Origin of the sequence: Klebsiella aerogenes (assembly GCA_029027985.1) — a bacterium.
Lineage (GTDB): Bacteria > Pseudomonadota > Gammaproteobacteria > Enterobacterales > Enterobacteriaceae > Klebsiella > Klebsiella aerogenes_A.
Genome location: CP119076.1, coordinates 2911117 through 2933658 on the forward strand (window position 1 = coordinate 2911117; position 22542 = coordinate 2933658).

The 22542-nt window shown below is 54.3% G+C and carries 25 protein-coding genes and 2 pseudogenes; 17 read left to right on the plus strand and 10 right to left on the minus strand.

What is annotated here, in order from left to right; translation table 11 throughout:
- Positions 1-254 precede the first annotated feature (254 nt).
- Both PYR66_13945 and PYR66_13950 read right to left on the minus strand, forming a co-directional pair.
- Positions 255-1286 (minus strand): LLM class flavin-dependent oxidoreductase, encoded by a 1032-nt coding sequence (locus PYR66_13945; GenBank protein ID WEF26436.1) that lies wholly within the window; start codon positions 1284-1286, stop codon positions 255-257.
- Positions 1287-1467: 181 nt separating this feature from the next.
- Positions 1468-1623: pseudogene (locus tag PYR66_13950) on the minus strand (YjhX family toxin).
- A gap of 146 nt (positions 1624-1769) precedes the next feature.
- Here PYR66_13950 and PYR66_13955 point away from each other — a divergent pair.
- The 4 genes from PYR66_13955 (at position 1770) to PYR66_13970 (ending at position 3759) form a co-directional block, all read left to right on the plus strand.
- Complete coding sequence (locus PYR66_13955; GenBank protein ID WEF26437.1) at positions 1770-2549, plus strand: fused MFS/spermidine synthase; 780 nt, start codon at positions 1770-1772, stop codon at positions 2547-2549.
- A 63-nt stretch (positions 2550-2612) separates the two neighbouring features.
- On the plus strand, positions 2613-2807 hold the full coding sequence (locus PYR66_13960) for a CopG family transcriptional regulator (protein WEF26438.1): 195 nt from the start codon (positions 2613-2615) through the stop codon (positions 2805-2807).
- A 172-nt stretch (positions 2808-2979) separates the two neighbouring features.
- Positions 2980-3366: an Rrf2 family transcriptional regulator gene (locus PYR66_13965; protein WEF26439.1), complete on the plus strand. Its 387-nt coding sequence runs from the start codon at positions 2980-2982 to the stop codon at positions 3364-3366.
- A gap of 294 nt (positions 3367-3660) precedes the next feature.
- On the plus strand, positions 3661-3759 hold the full coding sequence (locus PYR66_13970) for a YoaK family small membrane protein (GenBank protein ID WEF26440.1): 99 nt from the start codon (positions 3661-3663) through the stop codon (positions 3757-3759).
- Between the two features lie 132 nt (positions 3760-3891).
- Here PYR66_13970 and PYR66_13975 read toward each other — a convergent pair.
- The 3 genes and pseudogenes from PYR66_13975 to PYR66_13985 form a co-directional block, all read right to left on the minus strand.
- Positions 3892-3957: pseudogene (locus PYR66_13975) on the minus strand (hypothetical protein).
- 87 nt (positions 3958-4044) lie between these two features.
- Positions 4045-4584 carry a DUF2058 domain-containing protein gene (locus PYR66_13980; GenBank protein WEF26441.1) on the minus strand — a complete coding sequence of 180 codons (540 nt, stop codon included), beginning with the start codon at positions 4582-4584 and terminating at the stop codon, positions 4045-4047.
- Between the two features lie 85 nt (positions 4585-4669).
- The gene (locus PYR66_13985) at positions 4670-5152 is read right to left on the minus strand and encodes a cold shock domain-containing protein (protein ID WEF26442.1); all 483 of its coding nucleotides are present in this window, start codon (positions 5150-5152) and stop codon (positions 4670-4672) included.
- 289 nt (positions 5153-5441) lie between these two features.
- Here PYR66_13985 and tolA point away from each other — a divergent pair, with 289 nt between their 5' ends.
- Positions 5442-5837 (plus strand): cell envelope integrity protein TolA, encoded by a 396-nt coding sequence (tolA, locus tag PYR66_13990; GenBank protein ID WEF26443.1) that lies wholly within the window; start codon positions 5442-5444, stop codon positions 5835-5837.
- Positions 5838-5928: 91 nt separating this feature from the next.
- Here tolA and yajD read toward each other — a convergent pair whose 3' ends face one another.
- The 4 genes from yajD to icd all read right to left on the minus strand — a co-directional run bounded on the left by yajD (position 5929) and on the right by icd (position 9059).
- Complete coding sequence (gene yajD, locus PYR66_13995; GenBank protein ID WEF26444.1) at positions 5929-6276, minus strand: HNH nuclease YajD; 348 nt, start codon at positions 6274-6276, stop codon at positions 5929-5931.
- Positions 6277-6415: 139 nt separating this feature from the next.
- On the minus strand, positions 6416-6715 hold the full coding sequence (locus PYR66_14000) for a hypothetical protein (protein WEF26445.1): 300 nt from the start codon (positions 6713-6715) through the stop codon (positions 6416-6418).
- A 150-nt stretch (positions 6716-6865) separates the two neighbouring features.
- Entirely contained in the window at positions 6866-7561 is a 696-nt protein-coding gene (locus PYR66_14005; GenBank protein ID WEF26446.1) for a type II CAAX endopeptidase family protein, read from the minus strand.
- A gap of 247 nt (positions 7562-7808) precedes the next feature.
- Positions 7809-9059 (minus strand): NADP-dependent isocitrate dehydrogenase, encoded by a 1251-nt coding sequence (gene icd, locus PYR66_14010; protein WEF26447.1) that lies wholly within the window; start codon positions 9057-9059, stop codon positions 7809-7811.
- A 235-nt stretch (positions 9060-9294) separates the two neighbouring features.
- On the opposite strand from icd, the gene rluE reads away from it, so the two are divergent.
- The 8 genes from rluE (at position 9295) to PYR66_14050 (ending at position 17202) form a co-directional block, all read left to right on the plus strand.
- Positions 9295-9945 (plus strand): 23S rRNA pseudouridine(2457) synthase RluE, encoded by a 651-nt coding sequence (rluE, locus tag PYR66_14015; protein WEF26448.1) that lies wholly within the window; start codon positions 9295-9297, stop codon positions 9943-9945.
- Between the two features lie 21 nt (positions 9946-9966).
- A complete protein-coding gene (locus PYR66_14020) occupies positions 9967-10413 on the plus strand; it encodes an NUDIX hydrolase (protein WEF26449.1) in 447 nt (148 codons plus the stop codon).
- Positions 10414-10515: 102 nt separating this feature from the next.
- A complete protein-coding gene (gene mnmA / locus PYR66_14025; GenBank protein WEF26450.1) occupies positions 10516-11622 on the plus strand; it encodes a tRNA 2-thiouridine(34) synthase MnmA in 1107 nt (368 codons plus the stop codon).
- Positions 11623-11678: 56 nt separating this feature from the next.
- Positions 11679-12320 carry a high frequency lysogenization protein HflD gene (hflD, locus tag PYR66_14030; GenBank protein WEF26451.1) on the plus strand — a complete coding sequence of 214 codons (642 nt, stop codon included), beginning with the start codon at positions 11679-11681 and terminating at the stop codon, positions 12318-12320.
- Positions 12321-12323: 3 nt separating this feature from the next.
- Positions 12324-13694, plus strand: coding sequence for an adenylosuccinate lyase (gene purB / locus PYR66_14035; GenBank protein WEF26452.1), 1371 nt, complete (start codon positions 12324-12326; stop codon positions 13692-13694).
- A 167-nt stretch (positions 13695-13861) separates the two neighbouring features.
- Positions 13862-14536, plus strand: a complete 675-nt coding sequence (phoP, locus tag PYR66_14040) for a two-component system response regulator PhoP (protein ID WEF26453.1) — start codon at positions 13862-13864, stop codon at positions 14534-14536.
- On the plus strand, positions 14533-15996 hold the full coding sequence (phoQ, locus tag PYR66_14045) for a two-component system sensor histidine kinase PhoQ (GenBank protein WEF26454.1): 1464 nt from the start codon (positions 14533-14535) through the stop codon (positions 15994-15996). The genes phoP and phoQ overlap by 4 nt, the downstream gene beginning before the upstream one ends.
- An 84-nt stretch (positions 15997-16080) precedes the next feature.
- Positions 16081-17202, plus strand: a complete 1122-nt coding sequence (locus tag PYR66_14050; protein ID WEF26455.1) for a cupin domain-containing protein — start codon at positions 16081-16083, stop codon at positions 17200-17202.
- Between the two features lie 50 nt (positions 17203-17252).
- Here PYR66_14050 and pepT read toward each other — a convergent pair whose 3' ends face one another.
- Entirely contained in the window at positions 17253-18485 is a 1233-nt protein-coding gene (gene pepT / locus PYR66_14055; GenBank protein WEF26456.1) for a peptidase T, read from the minus strand.
- Between the two features lie 253 nt (positions 18486-18738).
- On the opposite strand from pepT, the gene potA reads away from it, so the two are divergent.
- From potA to potD, 4 genes are read left to right on the plus strand one after another with little or no spacing between them, the layout of a single operon-like run.
- Positions 18739-19875 carry a spermidine/putrescine ABC transporter ATP-binding protein PotA gene (gene potA, locus PYR66_14060; GenBank protein ID WEF26457.1) on the plus strand — a complete coding sequence of 379 codons (1137 nt, stop codon included), beginning with the start codon at positions 18739-18741 and terminating at the stop codon, positions 19873-19875.
- Entirely contained in the window at positions 19859-20716 is an 858-nt protein-coding gene (potB, locus tag PYR66_14065; GenBank protein WEF26458.1) for a spermidine/putrescine ABC transporter permease PotB, read from the plus strand. The genes potA and potB overlap by 17 nt, the downstream gene beginning before the upstream one ends.
- Positions 20713-21498, plus strand: coding sequence for a spermidine/putrescine ABC transporter permease PotC (gene potC, locus PYR66_14070; protein ID WEF26459.1), 786 nt, complete (start codon positions 20713-20715; stop codon positions 21496-21498). The genes potB and potC overlap by 4 nt, the downstream gene beginning before the upstream one ends.
- On the plus strand, positions 21495-22541 hold the full coding sequence (potD, locus tag PYR66_14075) for a spermidine/putrescine ABC transporter substrate-binding protein PotD (GenBank protein ID WEF26460.1): 1047 nt from the start codon (positions 21495-21497) through the stop codon (positions 22539-22541). The genes potC and potD overlap by 4 nt, the downstream gene beginning before the upstream one ends.
- Position 22542 lies beyond the last annotated feature (1 nt).

Consider the following 22542-nt stretch of genomic DNA (forward strand, 5'->3'; position numbering starts at 1 on the left):
ACCGCTTCAACTTATTCGTCGCGGTCATAAGGTAAGTCTGAAAATAGGTTTCTGGCGCAGGGAAAGATGTTTAACCCTGCCGCTACGCTTTACACTACCCGCGGCTGCGAACTGCCATCACAGCCATTTGCTCACCGGCCTGCTCTTGCATACGGTCGGCCGGTGAGCAATCCCTACCCATTCAGTAAATGGGTGCGCTAATAAAAAACAATATGCTGTACCGCTAGCCGAAATAATAGCGTCATTTCAGCAAACTAAATGGCGTTACGCCACCCCATTGCCGGCGCAACATATTTCAGGATCGACTCAATAACGTGAACGTTATAATCCACGCCGAGCTGATTCGGCACGGTCAACAATAAGGTATCCGCCTCAGCAATCGCCTCATCCTGTTGCAGTTGCGCAATAAGTTTATCGGGTTCTGCAGCATAACTGCGCCCGAAGATAGCGCGGGTTTTCTCATCAAGAAAACCAATACTATCGCTGTTATCGCGGCTGGAACCGAAATACATTCGATCCCTGTCATCCATCAGCGCAAAAATGCTGCGGCTGACCGATACCCGCGGGGTTCGCGTATGCCCGGCTTCCGCCCAGGCCTGACGATAGGCGCGGATCTGTTTCGCCTGCTGAATATGGAATGGTTCGCCGGTTTCATCATTTTTCAGGGTAGAACTTTGTAGGTTCATCCCGAGTTTCGCCGCCCACATCGCCGTCGCATTCGAACCGGCTCCCCACCAGATTCGATCGCGTAGACCGTCGGAATGCGGCTCAAGGCGCAGCAGGCCCGGCGGATTAGGGAACATCGGCTGAGGATTAGGTTTGGCAAAACCTTCTCCGCGCAGCACATCCAACAGAACCTCTGTGTGGCGGCGCGCCATATCCGCTTCCGTTTCGCCCTCCAAAGGTTGATAACCAAAATGTCGCCAACCATCAATGACTTGCTCCGGAGAACCGCGGCTGATCCCAAGCTGCAAACGCCCGCCGGAGATCAAGTCCGCCGCGCCGGCATCCTCCGCCATATACAGCGGGTTTTCATAGCGCATATCAATAACGCCAGTGCCAATTTCAATCTTTTGGGTTTTGGCGCCGATAGCGGCCAGCAGAGGGAACGGCGAGCTTAGCTGGCGGGCAAAGTGATGGACCCGAAAATAAGCGCCGTCCGCGCCTAACTCTTCAGCGGCGACGGCCAGATCGATGGATTGCAGGAGCGTATCGGCAGCCGAGCGAGTACCCGACTGCGGCGACGGCGTCCAGTGGCCAAATGACAAAAATCCGATCTTTTTCATGATGATTTATCCTGATTTCGGGAAAACAGTCAGCAGACGACAGGGCTGCAAAAGGTCGTGCAAGCCCGCGTCTGCTTTAGATTTCCCCTACTCTACGCCTTCGCAAAAATGAATAAATGGCGTTTATTTAACAGAATACTTCAAATAAATTGACCGAGTAGATGTGCTAACGTCACTCTCCTTAGCGATTGTCCGGCTGGGCGCGGACATTGTTAAGCCCGGTAGTATTAATACGATACGGCTGACCGTTAACGGATTTAATCAGTTTTTTAGTCCGCAGTTTTTTGAAGACAGCGAGCGTACCATCGGTGAGCAACACCCCTTCGCGGCTGTAGCACACGCAAAGTTATCGCCCTTCCTGCTACCGGCTAAAGCAATAATATATTATTCACATATCATTACCATGATATGGTAAGTTTCCAATCTCAGACCTGGCCACTATTCCTGCCTGCACCTGAATTCTGAAACGTAAAAGCGGTAACCATGGATACACAGACAGAACCATTACTAAGGGAACTCCTGGGGCTCACTCGTCAGGAAAAGGTGTTGTACAAAACCGAAGATGCCTGGGGGGAAATTATTGTCGGCGGCTGGCGGCAATTCCGCGTCCTGCGTTTTGATGATGTGTTTGAGCAGAGCAAGGTCAATCTGCTTTCACCGCAGACCCCCGTACATCATTATATTCGAGCGATGATGATGGCGAACTATTGGTGCAAACCGACATCAGCGCTGCTATTGGGACTGGGCGGCGGCGCCCTGCTGCGGGCGTTACACGCCATGGATAACACGTTGGCGGTGGATGTCGTGGAGTTGCGCCCGGCGGTTATCGAGGTGGCCCGTGAGTGGTTCACCCTACCGGAGACGGACAGCATTCGCTATTTCCCGGAGGACGCGGTCCATTTCCTCACGCGGGAAACCACGACTCGCTATCCGCTGATTTTTGCCGACCTGTATCTGGCCTGGGAGATGGATCCGCTTCAGGGTACAGAAGCGTTTCTGACTCGTTGTCGGGCGCAGCTGCAGGACGATGGCTGGCTGGTGATCAACTACCTGTCGGTTCCCGGCAGCGACAGTCTGCTGTACCAGGCGTTGCGCCAGGTTTTTAGCACGGTCTTTTTCTGCCAGGTCATTGAGGGGGGAAACGTGGTGATTTATGCAACAGGCCAGCGACAGAATGCGGAAGCCCTGCGCCGCGATGCCATATTGAACAGCGCTAATGACAACCATATCCGGCTTTTCGCCGAACGGCTTGAACGTTTGTAATTTCCACCTTGCGCCTGCGGATGTGGTATTATCATTAGATTAACATACCAGGGCGATAACCGTATGGAAAAGAAAACTGCGCGACTGACACTACTGATTGACCCGCACAAGAAAGAGGCTTTTGAAACCCTTTGCCGGCAACAGGATGTCACACCTTCTCAGGTAGTCAGACAACTGATCCGCGATTACCTTCAGCAGCATAATGCCGAGTATGAAACCCAGACGCAAAAAGATAATCCCATCATTCGCAGCGTCTAAATCCGGCACCCGCGAGACGGGTGCCGCCGATTCCCCACTCAGAACTCACTGAATTCTCCGATGCCTCCGGCAATGTCCATCGTGCAGACTTGCCTAATAATGTTATCATTAAATTCACACATTATTATCATATTTACGCCTGCAAACACATCGCTAAACCGGGAGGTCTACCATGCGTATTAGTACGCGCTGTCAGCATGCCATTCTCACCAGCCTTTTGCTCGCCCGGGCAGACAAGGTTGTGACCACCAACGAAATGCATCAGAAACTGGGTATATCGATTTCCTACCTGGAGCAACTGCTTGCCATATTACGCCAAAAAGGGATCGTGGAAGCTATCCGGGGTCCCGGCGGCGGATATCAACTGGCCCGCCATCCTGAGCATATTACGGCTGAAGATATCGTCCGCGCCTTTCAGGACGGAGGTCGACAGAAGTCGTTGGGTCGAGCGGACGATCTGTCCGGATTGTGGCAGCAGTTTTGCCAGGATACGTGGCAATTTCTGGGTGACCGGACGCTCAAGCAGATGGCGGATCCAACGCCAGCGGCGTCCTGTTAATCGTTGCCCTCAGCCTTTCTTATCGCTTTTCCGCCGTCGCGGAAAGGCGCTGTCGGCCCTGTCCGGGCTGACAGTTCACTGTCTACACTCAGGTCGGGATATGGCTGACCGCCACGCTTCCCGCAAAACGGATAACAGAATGTTAATAACATGATAATGTTATTTGCATGCAATGGTGCTATCATCACGACGTCGGACGATTGCCACTCAGCCGTCGCAGGCTATTTGCCTCTATCCGGCATGGCGACACGCTCACCCGCAGACCTTCCTGTACTAAAAACGGAGATATCCTGAATGAAAATTGGTTACCTGTTCCCCATTGCCATTTTTGTTGCGGCAGTGGCGCTGCTGTGCTGGTTCGTCTTTGGCGGTTATGCCCAACCGGGTCAGTGATTCAACGGGGTCCAACGCAGCTATCGCCAGCTTAGCGATAGCGAACGCCATCTCGGGAACTTCGGTGCTTTCAAACCTCCACGTTGCCGAGAGCCCGCACCGGGCAATAATCCACTTCAGCAGGCGCTTTCTCTCTCTATTTGCCGTCCCGGCAACAATGTCCAACCGTTGCTTGAAAATCTCAGACGCTGTCGTCACGCTATCAGCCGCTGCCGCTGTTCTCTCCGGGAAAGCAAACGGGCGCCAGAAGGCGCCCGTTTTTCACTGTACGATGTCCGCGTCTGATTACCACATCAGGTCATCAGGCACTTTGAAATCTGCGTACGGATCGTCTTCATCCTGCGCTTCCTGACTCAAGGCGCTGTTCAACACAATGCTCTCGGCATCGCGCTGGGCGATTTTATCAGCCACGCTGGCAGGGATAATCGCGTATTCAGACTTGCCGCTGTTATCAACAGCCAGGCGAGCAATCGCCAGACGGCCGCTAATCAGCTGTGCCTGAGTGGTCTTATCCACGTCGATCTGCTTGATGAGGTTATTATCAGTGAAGTTAAACGCGATATGGCCTTTAGCAACAATGATTCTGTTCATTTCAATCAGTTGCTTGACCTGCGCTTTATACTCTTTTGCTAAAGCCGCCTGCTTTTGCTGTTCGCTGAGCTGCTTATCACGCTCAAGCTGAGCTTTTTTATTTTCTTCCACCGCCTCGCGAGCCTCACGGGCCTGAACTCGCGATTTTTTCGCCGTTCTCTGGACCTTGGCCATCTTTTTGCTGGTGACCAGCCCCGCTTTCAGCATCTGTTCTTGTAAGGTAAGTTTTGTCATCGTCGTTTCTAAAATCGGTTGAATTACGCTCGTGGATACGCACAACATCAGGGGCGCATCCGGCACCGGGGTTGCCCGAAAAGGATCAGACTTTAAGCAACTTCACCGTCGCATCGATGTCGATTTCATCTTCAGAGAAGATGAGTGTCGTGCCCTGGAAGGTGGTGATCGCCAGCTTTTTCAGCGAGCGCATTTCACCCGGTTTCACGCTCTCTTTCGGCTTGATGCTATTCATCAACAGCCCCACGGACAGCACGGCATTTTCTTTATCGATACGGGTATCAGCGGGGACTTCCTCGCTGTACACCAGGTAAGACTTGATGGATGTCAGCTTCAGACGCTCACCCGCGATATACAGGTGTTTGCTTTCCGGAATGACTTTCACCGCGTAAGCCGACAAGCCTTTGTTATTGGTAGTGGGTTCGAACGTCACCGCCGCATCTTTCTTAATCAGATCCGGATTGGCGACCTTAATCACATGAAAATAGCGGTTATCGCCGTTTTCATCTTTGATAAATCCGAAACCTTTATCTTTAAACCACGTTGTGATCGTACCGTTCATCGCCATTACCGCCTGATTAATCGTTTATCTACTCAATTTTTGCAGCGCGCAGTGTAAAGCACAATGCCTGCGCAGACCATGCCTTTGCTCTAAGTGTCGGCGATAAATTTCCGCTATGCAATCGGGGATAAGTTGGCGCACAGCCTGAATGGCCGGCCGCGAACGCCTGGCGCATCCGGCATGCATAGTCTCGCCATTTCCCGGCGGCTCCCGCCAAAATCACTTATCTTTAGCAGCTTACAGATGTGCCGCCTTATCGTTATGATGGGATAAATCATAAACAGGAAAGGCCTCCATGAGCCCAAAAGTATTAGCCACATTGGTATTATTGCTGACAGCCTGTAGTCCGCACGCGCCGGCCATTCATGATTCATCAGAATCGAAGGATGTTGACGATCTGTTGGCCCGTTTTCCTTCAGACGCCAGGCCAGGTCGTTCCGTTTATGCCACACAGGTATTGCTCGCGGTGCGAGACCGGATGCCTGATGATGAACAATACAGAGGAAAGCGCTGTACCCTCCATATTTCGTTGTTGCGCGATGGTCGCCTGAACTCAGCCAGCATAGCGAACGGTGATGAAAAATTTTGCGCAGTGGCACTATCCGCCATCAAACAAGCTGACATTCCCGCCGCCCCGGATGACGAGACGTATCAGACATTCAAAAATACCAGCATAGATTTTATGATGTAGGCGTATCAGGGTTTACGAAGACGTCATGGCAGCAGATGGCGTGAAGGAAACGATGAGCATGCCGCGCGAGGACGCCCCGTGCGGCAAGAAACTATTTCTTCTTATTTAGCATCGCCTTTAAATCAGCAAAAGGATTATAGGTAGCTTCGCCGACATCTTTTTGCGCATCCTCACCCGCCACGACCCGGGTACCGTACTGATCGGCCTCGGTGTACTTGGAGTGCTCGTGGTCATGGCAATACAGGCACAACAGCTCCCAGTTGCTACCATCTTCCGGGTTATTGGTATGATCGTGGTCGATATGATGCACGGTGAGTTCACGCAGATTGGAGTAGACAAACTCCCTTGAGCAGCGTCCGCAAACCCATGGATAGATTTTCAGCGCTTTCTCGCGATAGCCGCTTTCCAGTCGGGCGTAGTTTTTAGGGATCAGAGCCATGGCCGGTGTTACCTGTGGTAAAGAGATCATTTTACGATAATGCCGCCAATATATCGCAAAAAGAGGCCAGAGAGGAAATGTCTGCGCAAAAGTGGTTTGGTATAAAAATTCCCCGGCGTAGCAACCAGGGAAGAGATGCTTAATGGCTGGTGACTGCCGCCGCCGCGAACGGATGATCGGAGGACGCCACGACGGTGGTCCGCGCAACCGGGTGACGGCCATTGTTGCCGGTGGCCGCCGCGACGGCTACCGGGTGGTCCGCTGAAGCGACTGCTGTGGTCCGCGCGACCGGATGGTTGCCGTTACCGCTAGTGGCCGCCGCCACTGCAACCGGATGATCGGCGGTGGCCACGGCGGTGGTCCGGGCAATCGGGTGATAGCCTGCAAAAACCGGAGCGGCGATTGCCGCTAAAACCAGCGTCAGAATAGTTTTTTTCATAATATCATCTCTATATGACGAACCTGCTGGAACAGGCCAGGGTATTACATTAGATAAAGCAAATTATGATTCACCGTATCAAGCTGACGCAGCCGTGAACAGGTTACTTTTATTTAATTCTGGATATCACGAGCAACGGCGAAATCGAGGCTAGCCGGCAAAGGCTCCGAGTAAATACGCAGCATACTGAACGGCAATGACGATAGCATTCATGGCCATATGCAAAATCACAGGCATCAGTATTCCCCCCATTTTCACGCGAGCGGCAATAAGCACTAATGAAACCAGGAATAAGACGATAAACGTGCGGATATCGGTGTATTGCAGGTGTACTGCGGAAAATATAACGGATACTGCAACCGCAGCGGCATAGATATTATCCCGCAACCAGACTTTAAAAACGTTAAACAAGCAGCCGCGAAAAACCATCTCTTCATAGATGGGCACAACAAAAACCAACAACAGACTATTCAGCCAGAAAACATGAGGCGCGAGAGCAAACTGGCCTATCGACCAGCCTTCCGCGCTGCGTTTTCCCATCAGATAAGGAAAGATATATTGCACCAACAGGATAATGAACAACAGAATGAGGAATATATTCGGCCTGAACTCCCCTAATCCCAACCCTGCCCGGCGGCGGAAAAACAGATAATAAACGGGCACGATAATCAGGAACTCCGCAGTGAAAATTACCGGCGCCAGATATCCACGGGCCAGCAACTGTGGACTATTTTGAAAAAACCCGGGAACCGCGGTGATGACCAGGAATAAAACCAACATCCAAAAGCATCCGGCTACGGCTTTATTTCTCGCGATCAAATCTGCATCATATTGTTTAATTTCCATTCTCTGTCCCTGATAAATGACGTGTAACACTTCCAGGCAACCGCCAGACCTTGCGGATCAAATCGCCAGGATACCGTTGTTTGCCGATAAGATATCATTTAAATGAGATTAATTATCACTACCAATAATGTCGAGAACAGCGCGATTAGCATCTGGTTTGGCATAGGGTCGATTTTAGGCGGCACTATTGCAGGCAAAAAAAACGGGAGCGCGTCGGCTCCCGTTTGTCATTAACCCAGCGTCTGGATTACATGTTCGCGATAATCGCGTCGCCGAACTCAGAACATTTCAGCAGTTTAGCGCCTTCCATCAGACGTTCGAAGTCATAGGTCACGGTCTTGGCCGCGATGGCGCCTTCGGTGCCTTTAACGATCAGGTCTGCGGCTTCGAACCACTGCATGTGACGCAGCATCATTTCTGCGGACAGGATGATGGAACCTGGGTTCACTTTATCCTGGCCTGCATACTTCGGCGCAGTACCGTGGGTCGCTTCGAACAGCGCGCATTCGTCACCGATGTTCGCGCCCGGGGCAATACCGATACCGCCAACCTGCGCCGCCAGGGCATCAGAGATGTAGTCGCCGTTCAGGTTCATACAAGCGATAACGTCGTATTCAGCCGGACGCAGCAGGATCTGCTGCAGGAACGCATCGGCGATCACGTCTTTAACGATGATCTCTTTGCCGGTGTTCGGGTTCTTGATTTTCATCCACGGGCCACCGTCGATCAGTTCGCCGCCGAACTCTTCGCGAGCCAGCTGGTAACCCCAATCTTTGAACGCGCCTTCGGTGAACTTCATGATGTTGCCTTTGTGCACCAGGGTCAGAGAATCACGATCGTTGGTGATCGCATATTCAATCGCCGCGCGAACCAGACGTTTGGTGCCTTCTTCGGAACACGGCTTGATGCCGATACCGCAATGTTCCGGGAAGCGAATTTTCTTCACGCCCATCTCATCACGCAGGAATTTGATCACTTTATCGGCTTCTGCGGAGTCCGCTTTCCACTCGATACCGGCATAGATGTCTTCTGAGTTTTCACGGAAGATAACCATGTCAGTCAGTTCCGGGTGTTTAACCGGGCTCGGGGTGCCCTGGTAGTAACGTACCGGACGCAGGCAAACGTAAAGATCCAGCTCCTGACGCAGCGCAACGTTCAGAGAACGGATGCCGCCACCAACTGGCGTAGTCAGAGGGCCTTTGATAGCAACACGGTAATCACGAATCAGATCGAGGGTTTCAGCAGGCAGCCAGACATCCTGGCCATAAACGTGGGTAGATTTTTCACCGGTGTAAACTTCCATCCAGGAAATTTTACGCTCGCCTTTATAGGCTTTCTCAACGGCGGCATCAACCACTTTCAGCATCGCTGGGGTAACGTCAACGCCGATACCGTCGCCTTCAATGAACGGGATAATCGGGTTATGAGGGACGTTCAGTTTGCCGTTTTGCAGGGTGATTTTCTGACCTTCCGCCGGAACAACTACTTTGCTTTCCATTAACCTCTCCTTCGAGCGCTTCTGGTTCTGCTCTTCCCTCTTCACGCTAGCCTGGTGTTGGCTTAGTCGGCCTACTCCTGAGTACCGGGTCACCCCGTTAACCGGAGAATCGCGTCCCTGTCGCCTTCCTGTATTGCGAATCGGTATGAGCAATTTTTTGTTAATAATTTGTAATGAGCGTGTCAATACTACCTGAATGTTTGCGTCCATGAAAGGCATTCGTAATTAGGCTATAATGCGGCAATTGAGAGAGCCTGAAAATACCATGCAGAAAACTTCATTTAGAAAACATCGCGTTGAGCGATTCAGCACACAACAAGTCACCAGACAACGTAAAGAACGCCAACCAAAAACTGTGATCTTGTTCAATAAACCCTATGATGTGTTGCCGCAATTCACCGACGAAGCCGGGCGCAGCACGCTGAAGGATTTTATTCCGGTCGCAGGCGTCTATGCCGCTGGCCGCCTTGACCGCGACAGCGAAGGTCTACTGGTGCTGACCAACGATGGCGCGTTGCAGGCGAAACTCACCCAGCCGGGTAAACGCACCGGTAAGATTTATTACGTTCAGGTGGAAGGCGAACCCACCAACGAGGCGCTCGCCGCGCTGCGCGACGGCGTGACCCTTAACGATGGTCCCACCCTGCCCGCTGGCGTAGAGTCAGTGGATGAACCCGCGTGGCTGTGGCCGCGCAACCCACCGATCCGCGAGCGTAAATCGATTCCCGCCAGTTGGCTGAAGATAACCCTCTATGAAGGGCGCAACCGCCAGGTCCGCCGCATGACCGCCCATGTCGGTTTCCCGACGCTGCGTCTGATTCGCTACGCGATGGGCAGTTACACGCTTGATGGTTTGGCCAACGGCGAATGGCGTAAAGTCGAATAACAATATTGATAAGGAAGCGCGATGTTCAAACCCCATGTCACCGTTGCCTGTGTCGTACACGCAAAAGATAAATTCCTCATCGTTGAAGAGACGATTAACGGTAAGGCGCTGTGGAACCAGCCAGCAGGCCATCTTGAAGCCGATGAGACGCTGATTCAGGCCGCCGAACGCGAGCTGTGGGAAGAGACCGGCATCCGCGCCGCGCCGCAGCATTTTATCCGCATGCACCAGTGGCTGGCCCCCGATAACACCCCGTTCCTGCGTTTCCTGTTTGCCATTGAGCTTAACGATACGTGCGCAACTGAACCGCACGATAGCGATATCGATCGCTGCCTGTGGCTCAGTGCTGAGGAAATTCTTAACGCGAGGAACCTGCGCTCGCAGCTGGTCGCCGAAAGCATTCGCAGCTATCAACAGGACGCGCGCCACCCGCTATCGCTGATCGGCGCCTTTAACTGGCCGCTTTGACCCCCCTGGCGGCCCGCTGAATATGACGAGTTCAGGGGGTGCCTCGGCGGCTCGCGCGTGCTAGAATACGCCGCCTTGAAGTTCAATGTGGTGAGTATTCCAATGTCAGAAAGTCCAAAAAAAGTGATCGTCGGCATGTCCGGCGGCGTCGATTCCTCTGTTTCCGCCTACCTTCTGCAACAGCAAGGGTATAAGGTGGAAGGCCTGTTCATGAAGAACTGGGAGGAAGACGACGGTGAGGAATACTGCACCGCCGCTGCCGACCTCGCTGACGCGCAAGCCGTCTGCGATAAGCTCGGTATTGAACTGCATACCGTCAACTTTGCCGCAGAATACTGGGATAACGTCTTCGAGCTGTTCCTCGAAGAGTATAAAGCTGGCCGCACGCCGAACCCGGATATCCTGTGCAACAAAGAGATCAAATTCAAAGCCTTCCTCGAGTTCGCCGCGGAAGATCTGGGCGCTGATTACATCGCCACTGGTCACTACGTGCGCCGCGCCGATGTCAACGGCAAAAGCCAACTGCTGCGCGGTCTCGACGGCAATAAAGATCAAAGCTACTTCCTGTACACCCTGAGCCACGAACAGATCGCGCAAAGCTTGTTCCCGGTTGGGGAACTGGAAAAACCGCAGGTGCGTAAAATCGCCGAAGAGCTGGATCTGATCACCGCAAAGAAAAAAGACTCTACCGGTATCTGCTTTATCGGCGAGCGCAAATTCCGCGACTTCCTCGGCCGCTACCTGCCTGCGCAACCGGGTAAAATCATCACCGTCGATGGCGATGAAATCGGCGAGCATCAGGGGCTGATGTATCACACTCTCGGCCAGCGTAAAGGCCTCGGCATCGGCGGTACCAAAGAAGGTAGCGAAGATCCGTGGTACGTGGTCGATAAAGACGTGGAAAATAACGTACTGGTTGTCGCTCAGGGCCACGATCACCCGCGTCTGATGTCCGTCGGCCTGATTGCCCAGCAGCTGCATTGGGTCGATCGCCAGCCGCTGCAGGGCACCCTCCGCTGTACGGTGAAAACCCGCTATCGGCAGACCGATATCCCGTGCACCGTGAAGACGCTGGATGAAGACCGTATCGAAGTTACCTTTGATGAGCCGGTTGCCGCTGTGACGCCGGGCCAGTCCGCCGTCTTCTACAGCGGTGAAGTGTGCCTCGGCGGCGGAATTATTGAACAGCGCCTGCCGCTGCAGTCCTGATCGACCATTTTCCGCCGGATGCCTGATAAACGCCCGGCGGGTTACAAGGAGTAAGCGTGGCGAAGAATTATTATGACATCACTCTGGCGTTGGCGGGCGTATGCCAGGCAGCGCGTCTGGTTCAGCAGCTGGCACATCAGGGGCATTGCGATAGCGACGCCCTGCACGTTTCGCTGAACAGCATCATCGACCTCGACCCGGATTCAACCCTGGCGGTGTTCGGTGGTAGTGAAGCCAATCTTCGTCTCGGGCTTGAGACGCTACTCGGCGTGCTGAATACCAACAGCCGCCAGGGTCTCAATGCTGAACTCACCCGCTACACGTTAAGTCTGATGGTGCTGGAGCGTAAACTCGCCGCCAGCAAAGGGGCGATGGACACCCTCGGCAACCGCATCGGCGGCCTGCGTCGCCAGCTGGAGCATTTCGATCTGCAATCTGAAACGCTGCTGAGCGCGATGGCCGGCATCTACGTCGATGTCATCAGTCCGCTGGGGCCGCGCATTCAGGTCACCGGTTCCCCTGCTGTGTTGCAAAGCCCGCAGGTGCAGGCCAAAGTGCGTTCAACCCTGCTCGCCGGCATTCGCTCAGCCGTGCTCTGGCACCAGGTTGGCGGCGGACGCCTGCAGCTCATGTTTTCTCGTCATCGTCTGGTTAACCAGGCAAAACAAATTCTTGCTCATTTAACCCCGGAGTTGTGATCTATGGAATTATCCTCACTGACCGCCGTTTCCCCCGTTGACGGCCGCTACGGCGATAAAGTCAGCGCGCTGCGCGGTATCTTCAGCGAATTCGGTTTGCTGAAATTCCGCGTCCAGGTAGAAGTCCGCTGGCTGCAGAAATTGGCCGCGCACGCCGCGATCAAGGAAGTTCCTGCTTTTGCTGCACACGCAAACGGTTTCCTTGATAAAATCGTTGCCGACTTCAGCGTAGAGGACGCGGAGCGTATCAAAACCATTGAACGCACCACCAACCACGACGTGAAAGCGGTAGAATATTTCCTCAAGGAAAAAGTCGCCGATATCGCTGAGCTGCACGCGGTATCTGAATTTATTCACTTTGCCTGTACTTCCGAAGATATCAACAACCTGTCGCACGCGCTGATGCTGAAAACTGCGCGTGACGAAGTGGTGCTGCCCTACTGGCGTAAGCTGATTGACGCGGTAAAAGCGCTGGCGACCCAGTACCGCGATGTGCCGCTGCTCTCCCGTACTCACGGCCAACCGGCCACTCCGTCCACCATGGGTAAAGAGATGGCCAACGTCGCCTACCGCATGGAGCGCCAGTACCGTCAGCTGAGCCAGGTGGAGATCCTCGGTAAAATCAACGGCGCGGTCGGTAACTACAATGCCCACATCGCCGCCTACCCGGAGGTTGACTGGCACCAGTTCAGCGAAACGTTCGTGACCTCGCTGGGCATTCAGTGGAACCCGTACACCACCCAGATCGAGCCGCACGATTACATCGCAGAACTGTTTGACTGCATGGCGCGCTTCAACACTATCCTGATCGATTTCGACCGCGATGTGTGGGGTTATATTGCGCTCAACCACTTCAAACAGAAAACCGTGGCGGGCGAGATCGGCTCCTCAACCATGCCGCATAAAGTGAACCCGATTGACTTCGAAAATTCCGAAGGTAACCTCGGCCTGGCGAACGCCATGATGCAGCATCTGGCCAGCAAACTGCCGGTTTCCCGCTGGCAGCGCGATCTCACCGACTCCACCGTACTGCGTAACCTCGGCGTGGGTATCGGTTATGCGCTGATCGCTTACCAATCCACGCTGAAAGGCGTGAGCAAACTGGAACTGAACCAGGACCGTCTGCTGGACGAACTGGATCATAACTGGGAAGTGTTGGCTGAGCCGATTCAGACTGTGATGCGCCGCTACGGCATCGAGAAACCGTACGAGAAGCTGAAAGAGCTGACCCGCGGCAAGCGCGTTGACGCCGAAGGCATGCAGCAGTTCATCGATGGTCTGCCACTGCCGGAAGACGAAAAAGTTCGCCTCAAGGCGATGACCCCAGCGAACTACATCGGCCGCGCCACCACCATGGTTGACGAGCTGAAGTAACCCACCACTCTCAGGTAGCATGTGCAAAGTTAACGCGCATGCTACCTGCCAATCGCTCGCTTTCCGCGCAGAAAAAGTTCCCCTCCCGCCTGGTTTATAGAATGTTTATCCCCAGCGCCACATAATGGCGTTAAACTATTCAAATCAAAATGAAATGGAGAATGGGCATGCGCGTACTCGTCGTTGAGGATAATTCTCTGCTGCGCCATCACCTCAAGGTTCAGCTACAGGAACTGGGTCACCAGGTGGATGCTGCGGAAGACGCAAAGGAAGCAGATTACTATCTGGGCGAGCATATCCCGGACGTTGCTATCGTTGACCTCGGCCTGCCGGATGAAGACGGCCTGTCGCTCATTCGTCGCTGGCGTAGTCACGACGTTTCGGTACCGGTTCTGGTGCTAACCGCTCGTGAAGGCTGGCAGGACAAAGTCGAAGTACTGAGCGCCGGCGCCGACGATTACGTCACCAAACCTTTCCATATTGAGGAAGTCGCCGCCCGCATGCAGGCATTGCTGCGCCGCAACAGCGGCCTGGCGTCGCAGGTGATTTCTCTCCCGCCTTTCCAGGTCGATTTGTCGCGTCGCGAGCTGTCGGTGAACAACCAGCCGATCAAGCTTACCGCCTTTGAATACACCATCATGGAAACGCTGATCCGTAACCGCGGCAAAGTCGTCAGCAAAGACTCGCTGATGCTGCAGCTGTACCCCGATGCCGAATTACGCGAAAGCCACACCATCGATGTCCTGATGGGGCGCCTGCGTAAGAAAATCCAGGCGCAATACCCACAGGACGTGATAACTACCGTACGCGGCCAGGGCTACTTATTCGAACTGCGCGGATGAAAAGCGTGCTGCAACATATCCTACCGCTCTCTCTGCGCGTCCGCTTCCTGCTGGCGACCGCCGCCGTGGTGCTGATCCTGTCGCTGGCCTACGGGATGGTTGCGCTGGTGGGCTACAGCGTCAGCTTCGATAAAACCACCTTTCGCCTGCTGCGCGGCGAGAGTAACCTGTTCTACATGCTGGCAAAGTGGGAAAACAACAGCATCGACGTCGATATTCCGGAAAATCTGAATATGCAGAGCCCCACGGTGACGTTGATTTACGACGCTAAAGGCAAACTGCTGTGGGCCCAGCACGATGTCCCCTGGCTGGTGAAGCGCATTCAGCCGGAATGGCTGAAAAGCAACGGTTTCCACGAGATTGAAGCCGATGTCGATAGCAGCATGCTGCTGCGCAATAATGACGAAATCCGTGAGCAGCTTGACGCGATCCGCCAGGAGGACGACTCTTCGGAGATGACCCACTCGGTGGCGATTAATCTCTACCCGGCGACCGATAAGATGCCGCAACTGAGTATTGTGGTCGTCGATACCATTCCGGTAGAGCTTAAACGTTCCTACATGGTGTGGAGCTGGTTTATCTACGTGCTTGCCGCTAACCTGCTACTGGTTATTCCTCTGCTGTGGCTTGCCGCCTGGTGGAGTCTGCGCCCCATTGAATCGCTGGCGAAAGAGGTCCGCGAGCTGGAAGAACACCATCGCGAAATACTCGATTCGAACACCACTCGTGAACTCACAGGACTGGTCAGCAACCTTAATCGCCTGCTGAAAAGCGAGCGCGATCGCTACGATAAATACCGCACCACGCTTACCGATTTGACCCACAGTCTGAAGACGCCGCTGGCCGTGCTACAAAGTACCCTACGGTCGCTGCGCGGCGAAAAAATCAGCGTCAGCGAAGCGGAGCCGGTGATGCTGGAGCAGATTAGCCGCATCTCGCAGCAAATCGGCTACTATCTGCACCGCGCCAGCATGCGCAGCGGCAGCGCCCTGCTCAGTCGCGAACTGCATCCCATCGCGCCGCTGCTGGATAGCCTGACGTCCGCGCTCAATAAGGTCTATCAGCGCAAAGGGGTCAACATCACCCTCGATATTTCGCCGGAAACCAGCTTTGTTGGCGAGCAGAACGATTTCATGGAAGTGATGGGCAACGTTCTCGACAACGCCTGCAAATACTGTCTCGAATTTGTCGAAGTCTCCGTGCGACAGACCACCGACAACCAACTGCATATCCTGGTGGAAGACGACGGCCCCGGCATTCCACACAGCCAGCGCGCCGCGGTGTTTGATCGCGGGCAACGCGCTGATACGCTACGCCCGGGCCAGGGCGTCGGCCTGTCCGTCGCCCGTGATATCGTCGAACAATACGACGGCGACATCCTGACCGGCGACAGCTTACTCGGCGGCGCCTGCATGGAAGTGATCTTTGGCCGTCAACTTCCTGATGATAAAGAGAGCTAAAGCACCCTTTTTTAACGGCGCCTGCATCGCCGAGGCGCCGCATCCGTTATAATCCCAGACAGACACCTGCTGTGGAATATAAATATGGATTATCAATTAACGCTTAACTGGCCCGACTTTATTGAACGCTACTGGCAAAAACGCCCGGTGGTGCTAAAGCGCGGGTTCGCCAATTTCGTCGACCCTATTAGCCCGGATGAGTTGGCCGGTCTGGCCATGGAGAGCGAAGTCGATAGCCGTCTGGTGAGCCACCAGGACGGCAAATGGCAGGTCAGCCACGGCCCGTTTGAAAGCTACGATCATCTGAGCGAAAACAACTGGTCGCTGCTGGTGCAGGCGGTGAACAACTGGCACGAGCCGACAGCAGCGCTGATGCGCCCGTTCCGCGCCCTGCCGGACTGGCGTATCGACGACCTGATGATCTCCTTCTCCGTCCCCGGCGGCGGCGTAGGCCCGCATCTCGATCAATACGACGTGTTTATCATTCAGGGCACCGGCCGCCGCCGCTGGCGCGTGGGCGAAAAAGTGCCGATGAAACAGCACTGCCCACACCCGGACCTGCTGCAGGTCGATCCGTTCGAAGCGATCATCGACGAAGAGATGGCGCCTGGCGATATTCTCTATATTCCGCCGGGATTCCCGCATGAAGGCTACTCGCTAGAAAACTCGCTAAACTATTCGGTCGGCTATCGTTCACCGAACGCCCGTGAGCTGTTCAGCGGCTTCGCCGACTATATCCTGCAGCGCGAACTGGGCAGCCAGCGCTATGCCGACCCGGATGTGCCATCCCGCAACCATCCGGCCGACATTCTGCCTACCGAACTGGATCGCCTGCGCGACATGATGCTGGGATTAATTAACCAGCCTGAGCACTTTAAACAGTGGTTCGGCGAGTTTATTACGCAATCCCGTCACGAACTCGACGTCGCACCGCCGGAACCGCCGTACCAACCGGATGAGATTTACGATGCCCTGCAACAGGGAGATAAGCTCGCGCGCCTCGGCGGCCTGCGCGTGCTGCGTATTGATGGCGAAGTGTTCGTCAACGGCGAGCAGGTGAATTCACCGCACCGCCCGGCGCTTGATGCGTTGGCGACACACCTGACACTGCGCGCCGATCATTTCGGCGATGCGCTGGAAGACCCATCATTCCTCGCCATGCTGGCGGCGCTGGTCAACAGCGGTTACTGGTTCTTCGAGGACTGAGTCGACATCCTGCCCGGTAGCGCTGCGCTTACCGGGCCCAGGCGTTGGGATTAGTTCACTTTGCTTTTCGCCGTGATCTCTGCAATACGCACAATCACCTGGACGGCTTTCTCCATACCTTCCAGGGTGACGAACTCGTGTTTGCCATGGTAGTTGTAGCCGCCGGTGAACAGATTCGGGCACGGTAACCCCATAAACGAAAGCTGGGCGCCGTCGGTACCGCCGCGAATCGGTTTCATCTGCGGTTCAATATCGCAATCCACCATTGCCTGACGCGCGATATCCACGACGTGCGGATGGGCGATCACTTTCTCGTGCATGTTGTAGTAACTGTCTTCGATCACCAGTTCGATATAGCAATCCGGATGCAGCCCTTTACCCACTTTTTTGGCGATCTCCATCATTTTGCGTTTCCGCGCCTCAAACTGCTTACGATCGAAATCGCGCAGAATGTAGTGCATCTCCGCCCGGTCAACGCTGCCTTTGATGCTCGTCAGATGATAAAACCCTTCGTAGCCTTCGGTGGTTTCCGGCGCCTCATCAGCCGGTACTTCGGCATGAATGCGTGCCGCCAGCGACAGCGCATTGACCATCACCCCTTTCGCGGTACCAGGATGAACGTTGTTGCCGACGATTTTGATGGTCACGGAAGCGGCATTGAAGTTTTCAAACTCCAGTTCGCCAACGCCGCCGCCGTCGACGGTGTAGGCCCAGCGGGCATCGAACGCGGCGACGTCAAAATGCTTCGCCCCTTTTCCCACTTCTTCGTCCGGCGTAAAGGCGACGCGAATATCGCCGTGGGGGATATTTTTCGCCTGCAGGGTGGCTAATGCCGTCATGATCTCGGCAATGCCGGCTTTGTCATCAGCGCCGAGCAGCGTTTTACCGTCGGTGGTAATTAAGGTCTGCCCCAGCAACTGATGCAGGACCGGGAACATCACCGGCGACAGCACTTCATCGCCAATACCGAGAGCGATATCGCCACCGCGATAATTTTCAACGATTTGCGGATTCACGTTTTTGCCGCTGAAATCCGGCGAAGTATCGACATGAGAAATAAAGCCAATGGCCGGGATCTCGCCCGCGACGTTGGCGGGCAGCGTGCCCATTAACGTGCCCTTCTCACTCAGCGTCACATTGACCAGCCCCATGTCTTGCAGCTGGTTCTGCAGCAGACGCAGTAGCTTCCACTGCCCTTCGGTACCAGGAACCTGACGCACGCCAGGCTTCGATTGCGTATCTAAAGAAACGTACTGCAGGAAACGCTCAAGCAATTTATCCATGTGGCCACCCTCATTTTTCGTGACAACATTATCAATAAGGGCGAAAAGACAAATATTGCGTCAGGTCATTTTTAGCCCGTAAACCAAAATTTAATACATAACGTGCATGATGTGTAAAGGTGGCGTGCCGCGGTGCAACAATGATTGGCGATTACAATCGTTTGCCGTAAAATGCTGGCCCTTATTAATAATGTGCAACCCCAAAGGTGGTTAATCACAAACCCCGTAGCGGTCAGCTTTCCGTTACGATTACATGGGACAGAGTCAAAAATTGAATATACAACCGCGTACGCTTTCTCCGCTGGTTCAACTGGCGGGAATTCGCAAAAGCTTTGATGGCAAGACCGTTATCTCCGATCTCGATTTAACCATCAATAATGGTGAATTTCTCACCCTGCTTGGCCCCTCTGGCTGCGGTAAAACAACCGTTCTTCGTCTAATCGCTGGTCTGGAAAACGTTGATGTCGGACGTATCCATCTGGAAGACCAGGATATCACCCATGTCCCGGCGGAAAACCGCCACGTTAATACCGTATTTCAAAGCTATGCGCTGTTTCCGCACATGACCGTGTTCGAAAACGTCGCCTTCGGCCTGCGGATGCAGAAAACCCCGGCAGCAGACATCACCCCGCGAGTGGTGGACGCTTTAAAGATGGTACAGCTGGAGGCGTTCGCCCAGCGCAAACCGCACCAGCTCTCTGGCGGTCAACAGCAGCGCGTGGCTATCGCCCGCGCGGTGGTCAACAAACCACGCCTGCTGCTGCTTGATGAATCCCTCTCGGCGCTCGACTACAAGCTGCGCAAGCAGATGCAGAACGAGCTGAAAGCGCTACAGCGCAAACTCGGCATCACCTTTGTGTTCGTCACCCACGACCAGGAAGAAGCCCTGACCATGTCCGACCGCATCGTCGTGATGCGCGATGGCAAAATCGAGCAGGACGGCACCCCGCGTGAAATCTACGAAGAACCGAAAAACCTGTTCGTCGCCAGCTTTATCGGCGAAATCAACATTTTTAACGCCACCGTTATCGAACGCCTTGACGAACAGCGCGTCCGCGCCTGCGTCGAAGGCCGCGAATGCAATATCTACGTCAACTTCGCCGTTGAAAAAGGGCAACCGCTAAACGTACTGCTGCGCCCGGAAGATCTGCGCGTCGATGAAATCCACCACGGCAGCGAAGCCGACGGTTTGATCGGCTACGTGCGCGAGCGCAACTACAAGGGTATGACCCTGGAGTCGGTTGTCGAGCTGGAAAACGGCAAAATGGTCATGGTCAGCGAGTTCTTCAACGAAGACGATCCTGATTTCGACCACTCTCTCGACCAGAAAATGGCGATTAACTGGGTGGAAAGCTGGGAGGTTGTACTGGCCGATGAAGAACACCAGTAAATTCCAAAATGTGGTGATTGCCACTATCGTGGGTTGGCTTGTGCTGTTTGTCTTCCTGCCGAACCTGATGATCATCGCCACCAGCTTCCTGACCCGCGACGACGCTAACTTCGTCAAAATGGTCTTCACGCTGGATAACTACTCACGGTTGCTGGATCCACTCTATTACGATGTGCTGCTGCACTCGCTGAACATGGCGCTGCTGGCGACCCTCGCCTGTCTGGCGCTGGGCTACCCGTTCGCGTGGTTTCTCGCCCGTTTGCCGCAGAAGGTCCGCCCGCTGCTGCTGTTCCTGTTGATCGTCCCGTTCTGGACCAATTCGCTGATCCGCATCTATGGACTGAAGATTTTCCTCAGCACCAAGGGTTATCTGAATGCGTTTCTGCTGTGGCTGGGAGTTATTGATACGCCGCTGCGCATCATGTATACCCCCTCGGCGGTGATCATCGGCCTGGTTTATATTCTGCTGCCGTTTATGGTGATGCCGCTCTACTCCAGCATTGAAAAACTGGATCGCCCGCTGCTGGAAGCGGCGAAAGATCTTGGCGCCAGCAAACTGCAGACCTTTATCCGCATCATTATTCCGCTAACCATGCCGGGAATTATCGCCGGTTGTCTGTTGGTGATGCTACCGGCGATGGGGCTGTTCTATGTTTCCGACCTGATGGGCGGAGCCAAGAACCTGCTGATTGGCAATGTGATTAAGAGCCAGTTCCTCAATATCCGCGACTGGCCATTTGGCGCGGCGACCAGCATTACCTTAACGCTGGTGATGGGACTGATGCTGATGATTTACTGGCGCGCGGCGCGCCTGCTGAATAAGAGGGTGGAACTGGAATGATCGGTCGACTGCTGCGCGGCGGCTTTATGACCGCCATCTACGCATATCTCTACATCCCTATTATTATTCTGATCGTTAACTCGTTTAACCGATCGCGCTTCGGCATCAACTGGCAAGGCTTCACCACCGACTGGTATAGCCTGTTGATGAACAACGATAGCCTGCTGCAAGCCGCTCAGCACTCGCTGACCATGGCGGTGCTGTCGGCGACGTTCGCTACGCTGATTGGCTCGCTGACGGCCGTGGCGTTGTACCGTTATCGCTTTCGCGGGAAACCTTTCGTCAGCGGGATGCTGTTCGTGGTGATGATGTCGCCGGACATTGTCATGGCTATCTCCCTGCTGGTGCTGTTTATGCTGATCGGCATCCAACTCGGTTTTTGGTCGCTGCTGTTTTCACATATCACCTTCTGCCTGCCCTTCGTGGTGGTGACGGTATTTTCGCGCCTGAAAGGGTTTGATGTGCGAATGTTGGAAGCGGCGAAAGACCTCGGCGCCAGCGAACTGACTATCCTACGGAAAATTATTTTACCACTGGCGCTGCCCGCCGTCGCTGCGGGATGGTTGCTGAGTTTTACCCTATCGATGGATGACGTGGTGGTTTCCTCGTTCGTCACCGGTCCGGGTTATGAAATCCTGCCGCTGAAGATCTATTCGATGGTCAAAGTCGGCGTTTCGCCAGAGGTGAACGCGCTGGCGACGATTCTGTTGGTTCTTTCGCTGGTGATGGTCATCGCCAGTCAGTTAATTGCACGTGATAAAACTCAGGGGACGTTAAAATGAAAAAATGGTCACGCCACCTGCTCGCTGCGGGCGCTCTGGCACTGGGCATGGGCGCCGCGCACGCGGACGATAGCAAAACGCTGTATTTCTATAACTGGACCGAGTACGTGCCGCCAGGCCTGTTGGAACAGTTCACGAAAGAGACCGGCATCAAAGTTATCTATTCGACCTACGAGTCGAATGAAACCATGTACGCCAAGCTCAAAACCTATAAAGACGGCGCTTACGATCTGGTGGTGCCGTCAACCTACTTCGTCGACAAAATGCGCAAAGAAGGCATGCTGCAGAAGATTGATAAGAGCAAGCTGAGCAACTTCAGCAACCTCGATCCGCAGATGCTGAACAAACCATTCGATCCGGATAACGACTATTCGATCCCCTACATCTGGGGCGCGACGGCAATCGGCGTCAATAGCGATGCTATCGATCCGAAGACCGTCACCAGTTGGGCCGACCTGTGGAAACCGGAATATAAAGGCAGCCTGCTGCTGACCGATGACGCGCGTGAAGTGTTCCAGATGGCGCTGCGCAAGCTGGGCTATTCCGGCAACACGACCGATCCAAAAGAGATTGAAGCCGCGTACAACGAGCTGAAAAAGCTGATGCCAAACGTCGCAGCGTTCAATTCCGATAACCCGGCAAACCCGTACATGGAAGGCGAAGTGAACCTTGGGATGGTATGGAACGGCTCGGCGTACGTGGCGCGTCAGGCGGGGACGCCGCTGGAAGTCATCTGGCCGAAAGAAGGCGGCATCTTCTGGATGGACAGCCTGTCTATCCCGGCTAATGCCAAAAACGTCGACGGCGCGCTGAAATTAATTAACTTCCTGCTACGCCCGGATGTGGCGAAACAGGTTGCTGAAACTATCGGTTACCCGACGCCGAATCTGGCTGCGCGGAAAATGCTCAGCCCGGAAGTGGCCAACGATAAATCGCTGTATCCGGATGCCGCGACGATTGAAAAAGGCGAATGGCAGAATGACGTCGGCAGCGCCAGCGCCATTTATGAAGAGTATTACCAGAAGCTGAAAGCCGGGCGCTAAC

Coding starts and splice junctions, on each gene's coding strand:
- PYR66_13945 (WEF26436.1), bottom strand. CDS start 1,286: ATGAAAAAGATCGGATTTTTGTCATTTGGCCACTGGACGCCGTCGCCG.
- PYR66_13955 (WEF26437.1), top strand. CDS start 1,770: ATGGATACACAGACAGAACCATTACTAAGGGAACTCCTGGGGCTCACT.
- PYR66_13960 (WEF26438.1), top strand. CDS start 2,613: ATGGAAAAGAAAACTGCGCGACTGACACTACTGATTGACCCGCACAAG.
- PYR66_13965 (WEF26439.1), top strand. CDS start 2,980: ATGCGTATTAGTACGCGCTGTCAGCATGCCATTCTCACCAGCCTTTTG.
- PYR66_13970 (WEF26440.1), top strand. CDS start 3,661: ATGAAAATTGGTTACCTGTTCCCCATTGCCATTTTTGTTGCGGCAGTG.
- PYR66_13980 (WEF26441.1), bottom strand. CDS start 4,584: ATGACAAAACTTACCTTACAAGAACAGATGCTGAAAGCGGGGCTGGTC.
- PYR66_13985 (WEF26442.1), bottom strand. CDS start 5,152: ATGGCGATGAACGGTACGATCACAACGTGGTTTAAAGATAAAGGTTTC.
- tolA (WEF26443.1), top strand. CDS start 5,442: ATGAGCCCAAAAGTATTAGCCACATTGGTATTATTGCTGACAGCCTGT.
- yajD (WEF26444.1), bottom strand. CDS start 6,276: ATGGCTCTGATCCCTAAAAACTACGCCCGACTGGAAAGCGGCTATCGC.
- PYR66_14000 (WEF26445.1), bottom strand. CDS start 6,715: ATGAAAAAAACTATTCTGACGCTGGTTTTAGCGGCAATCGCCGCTCCG.
- PYR66_14005 (WEF26446.1), bottom strand. CDS start 7,561: ATGGAAATTAAACAATATGATGCAGATTTGATCGCGAGAAATAAAGCC.
- icd (WEF26447.1), bottom strand. CDS start 9,059: ATGGAAAGCAAAGTAGTTGTTCCGGCGGAAGGTCAGAAAATCACCCTG.
- rluE (WEF26448.1), top strand. CDS start 9,295: ATGCGGCAATTGAGAGAGCCTGAAAATACCATGCAGAAAACTTCATTT.
- PYR66_14020 (WEF26449.1), top strand. CDS start 9,967: ATGTTCAAACCCCATGTCACCGTTGCCTGTGTCGTACACGCAAAAGAT.
- mnmA (WEF26450.1), top strand. CDS start 10,516: ATGTCAGAAAGTCCAAAAAAAGTGATCGTCGGCATGTCCGGCGGCGTC.
- purB (WEF26452.1), top strand. CDS start 12,324: ATGGAATTATCCTCACTGACCGCCGTTTCCCCCGTTGACGGCCGCTAC.
- phoP (WEF26453.1), top strand. CDS start 13,862: ATGCGCGTACTCGTCGTTGAGGATAATTCTCTGCTGCGCCATCACCTC.
- phoQ (WEF26454.1), top strand. CDS start 14,533: ATGAAAAGCGTGCTGCAACATATCCTACCGCTCTCTCTGCGCGTCCGC.
- PYR66_14050 (WEF26455.1), top strand. CDS start 16,081: ATGGATTATCAATTAACGCTTAACTGGCCCGACTTTATTGAACGCTAC.
- pepT (WEF26456.1), bottom strand. CDS start 18,485: ATGGATAAATTGCTTGAGCGTTTCCTGCAGTACGTTTCTTTAGATACG.
- potA (WEF26457.1), top strand. CDS start 18,739: ATGGGACAGAGTCAAAAATTGAATATACAACCGCGTACGCTTTCTCCG.
- potB (WEF26458.1), top strand. CDS start 19,859: ATGAAGAACACCAGTAAATTCCAAAATGTGGTGATTGCCACTATCGTG.
- potC (WEF26459.1), top strand. CDS start 20,713: ATGATCGGTCGACTGCTGCGCGGCGGCTTTATGACCGCCATCTACGCA.
- potD (WEF26460.1), top strand. CDS start 21,495: ATGAAAAAATGGTCACGCCACCTGCTCGCTGCGGGCGCTCTGGCACTG.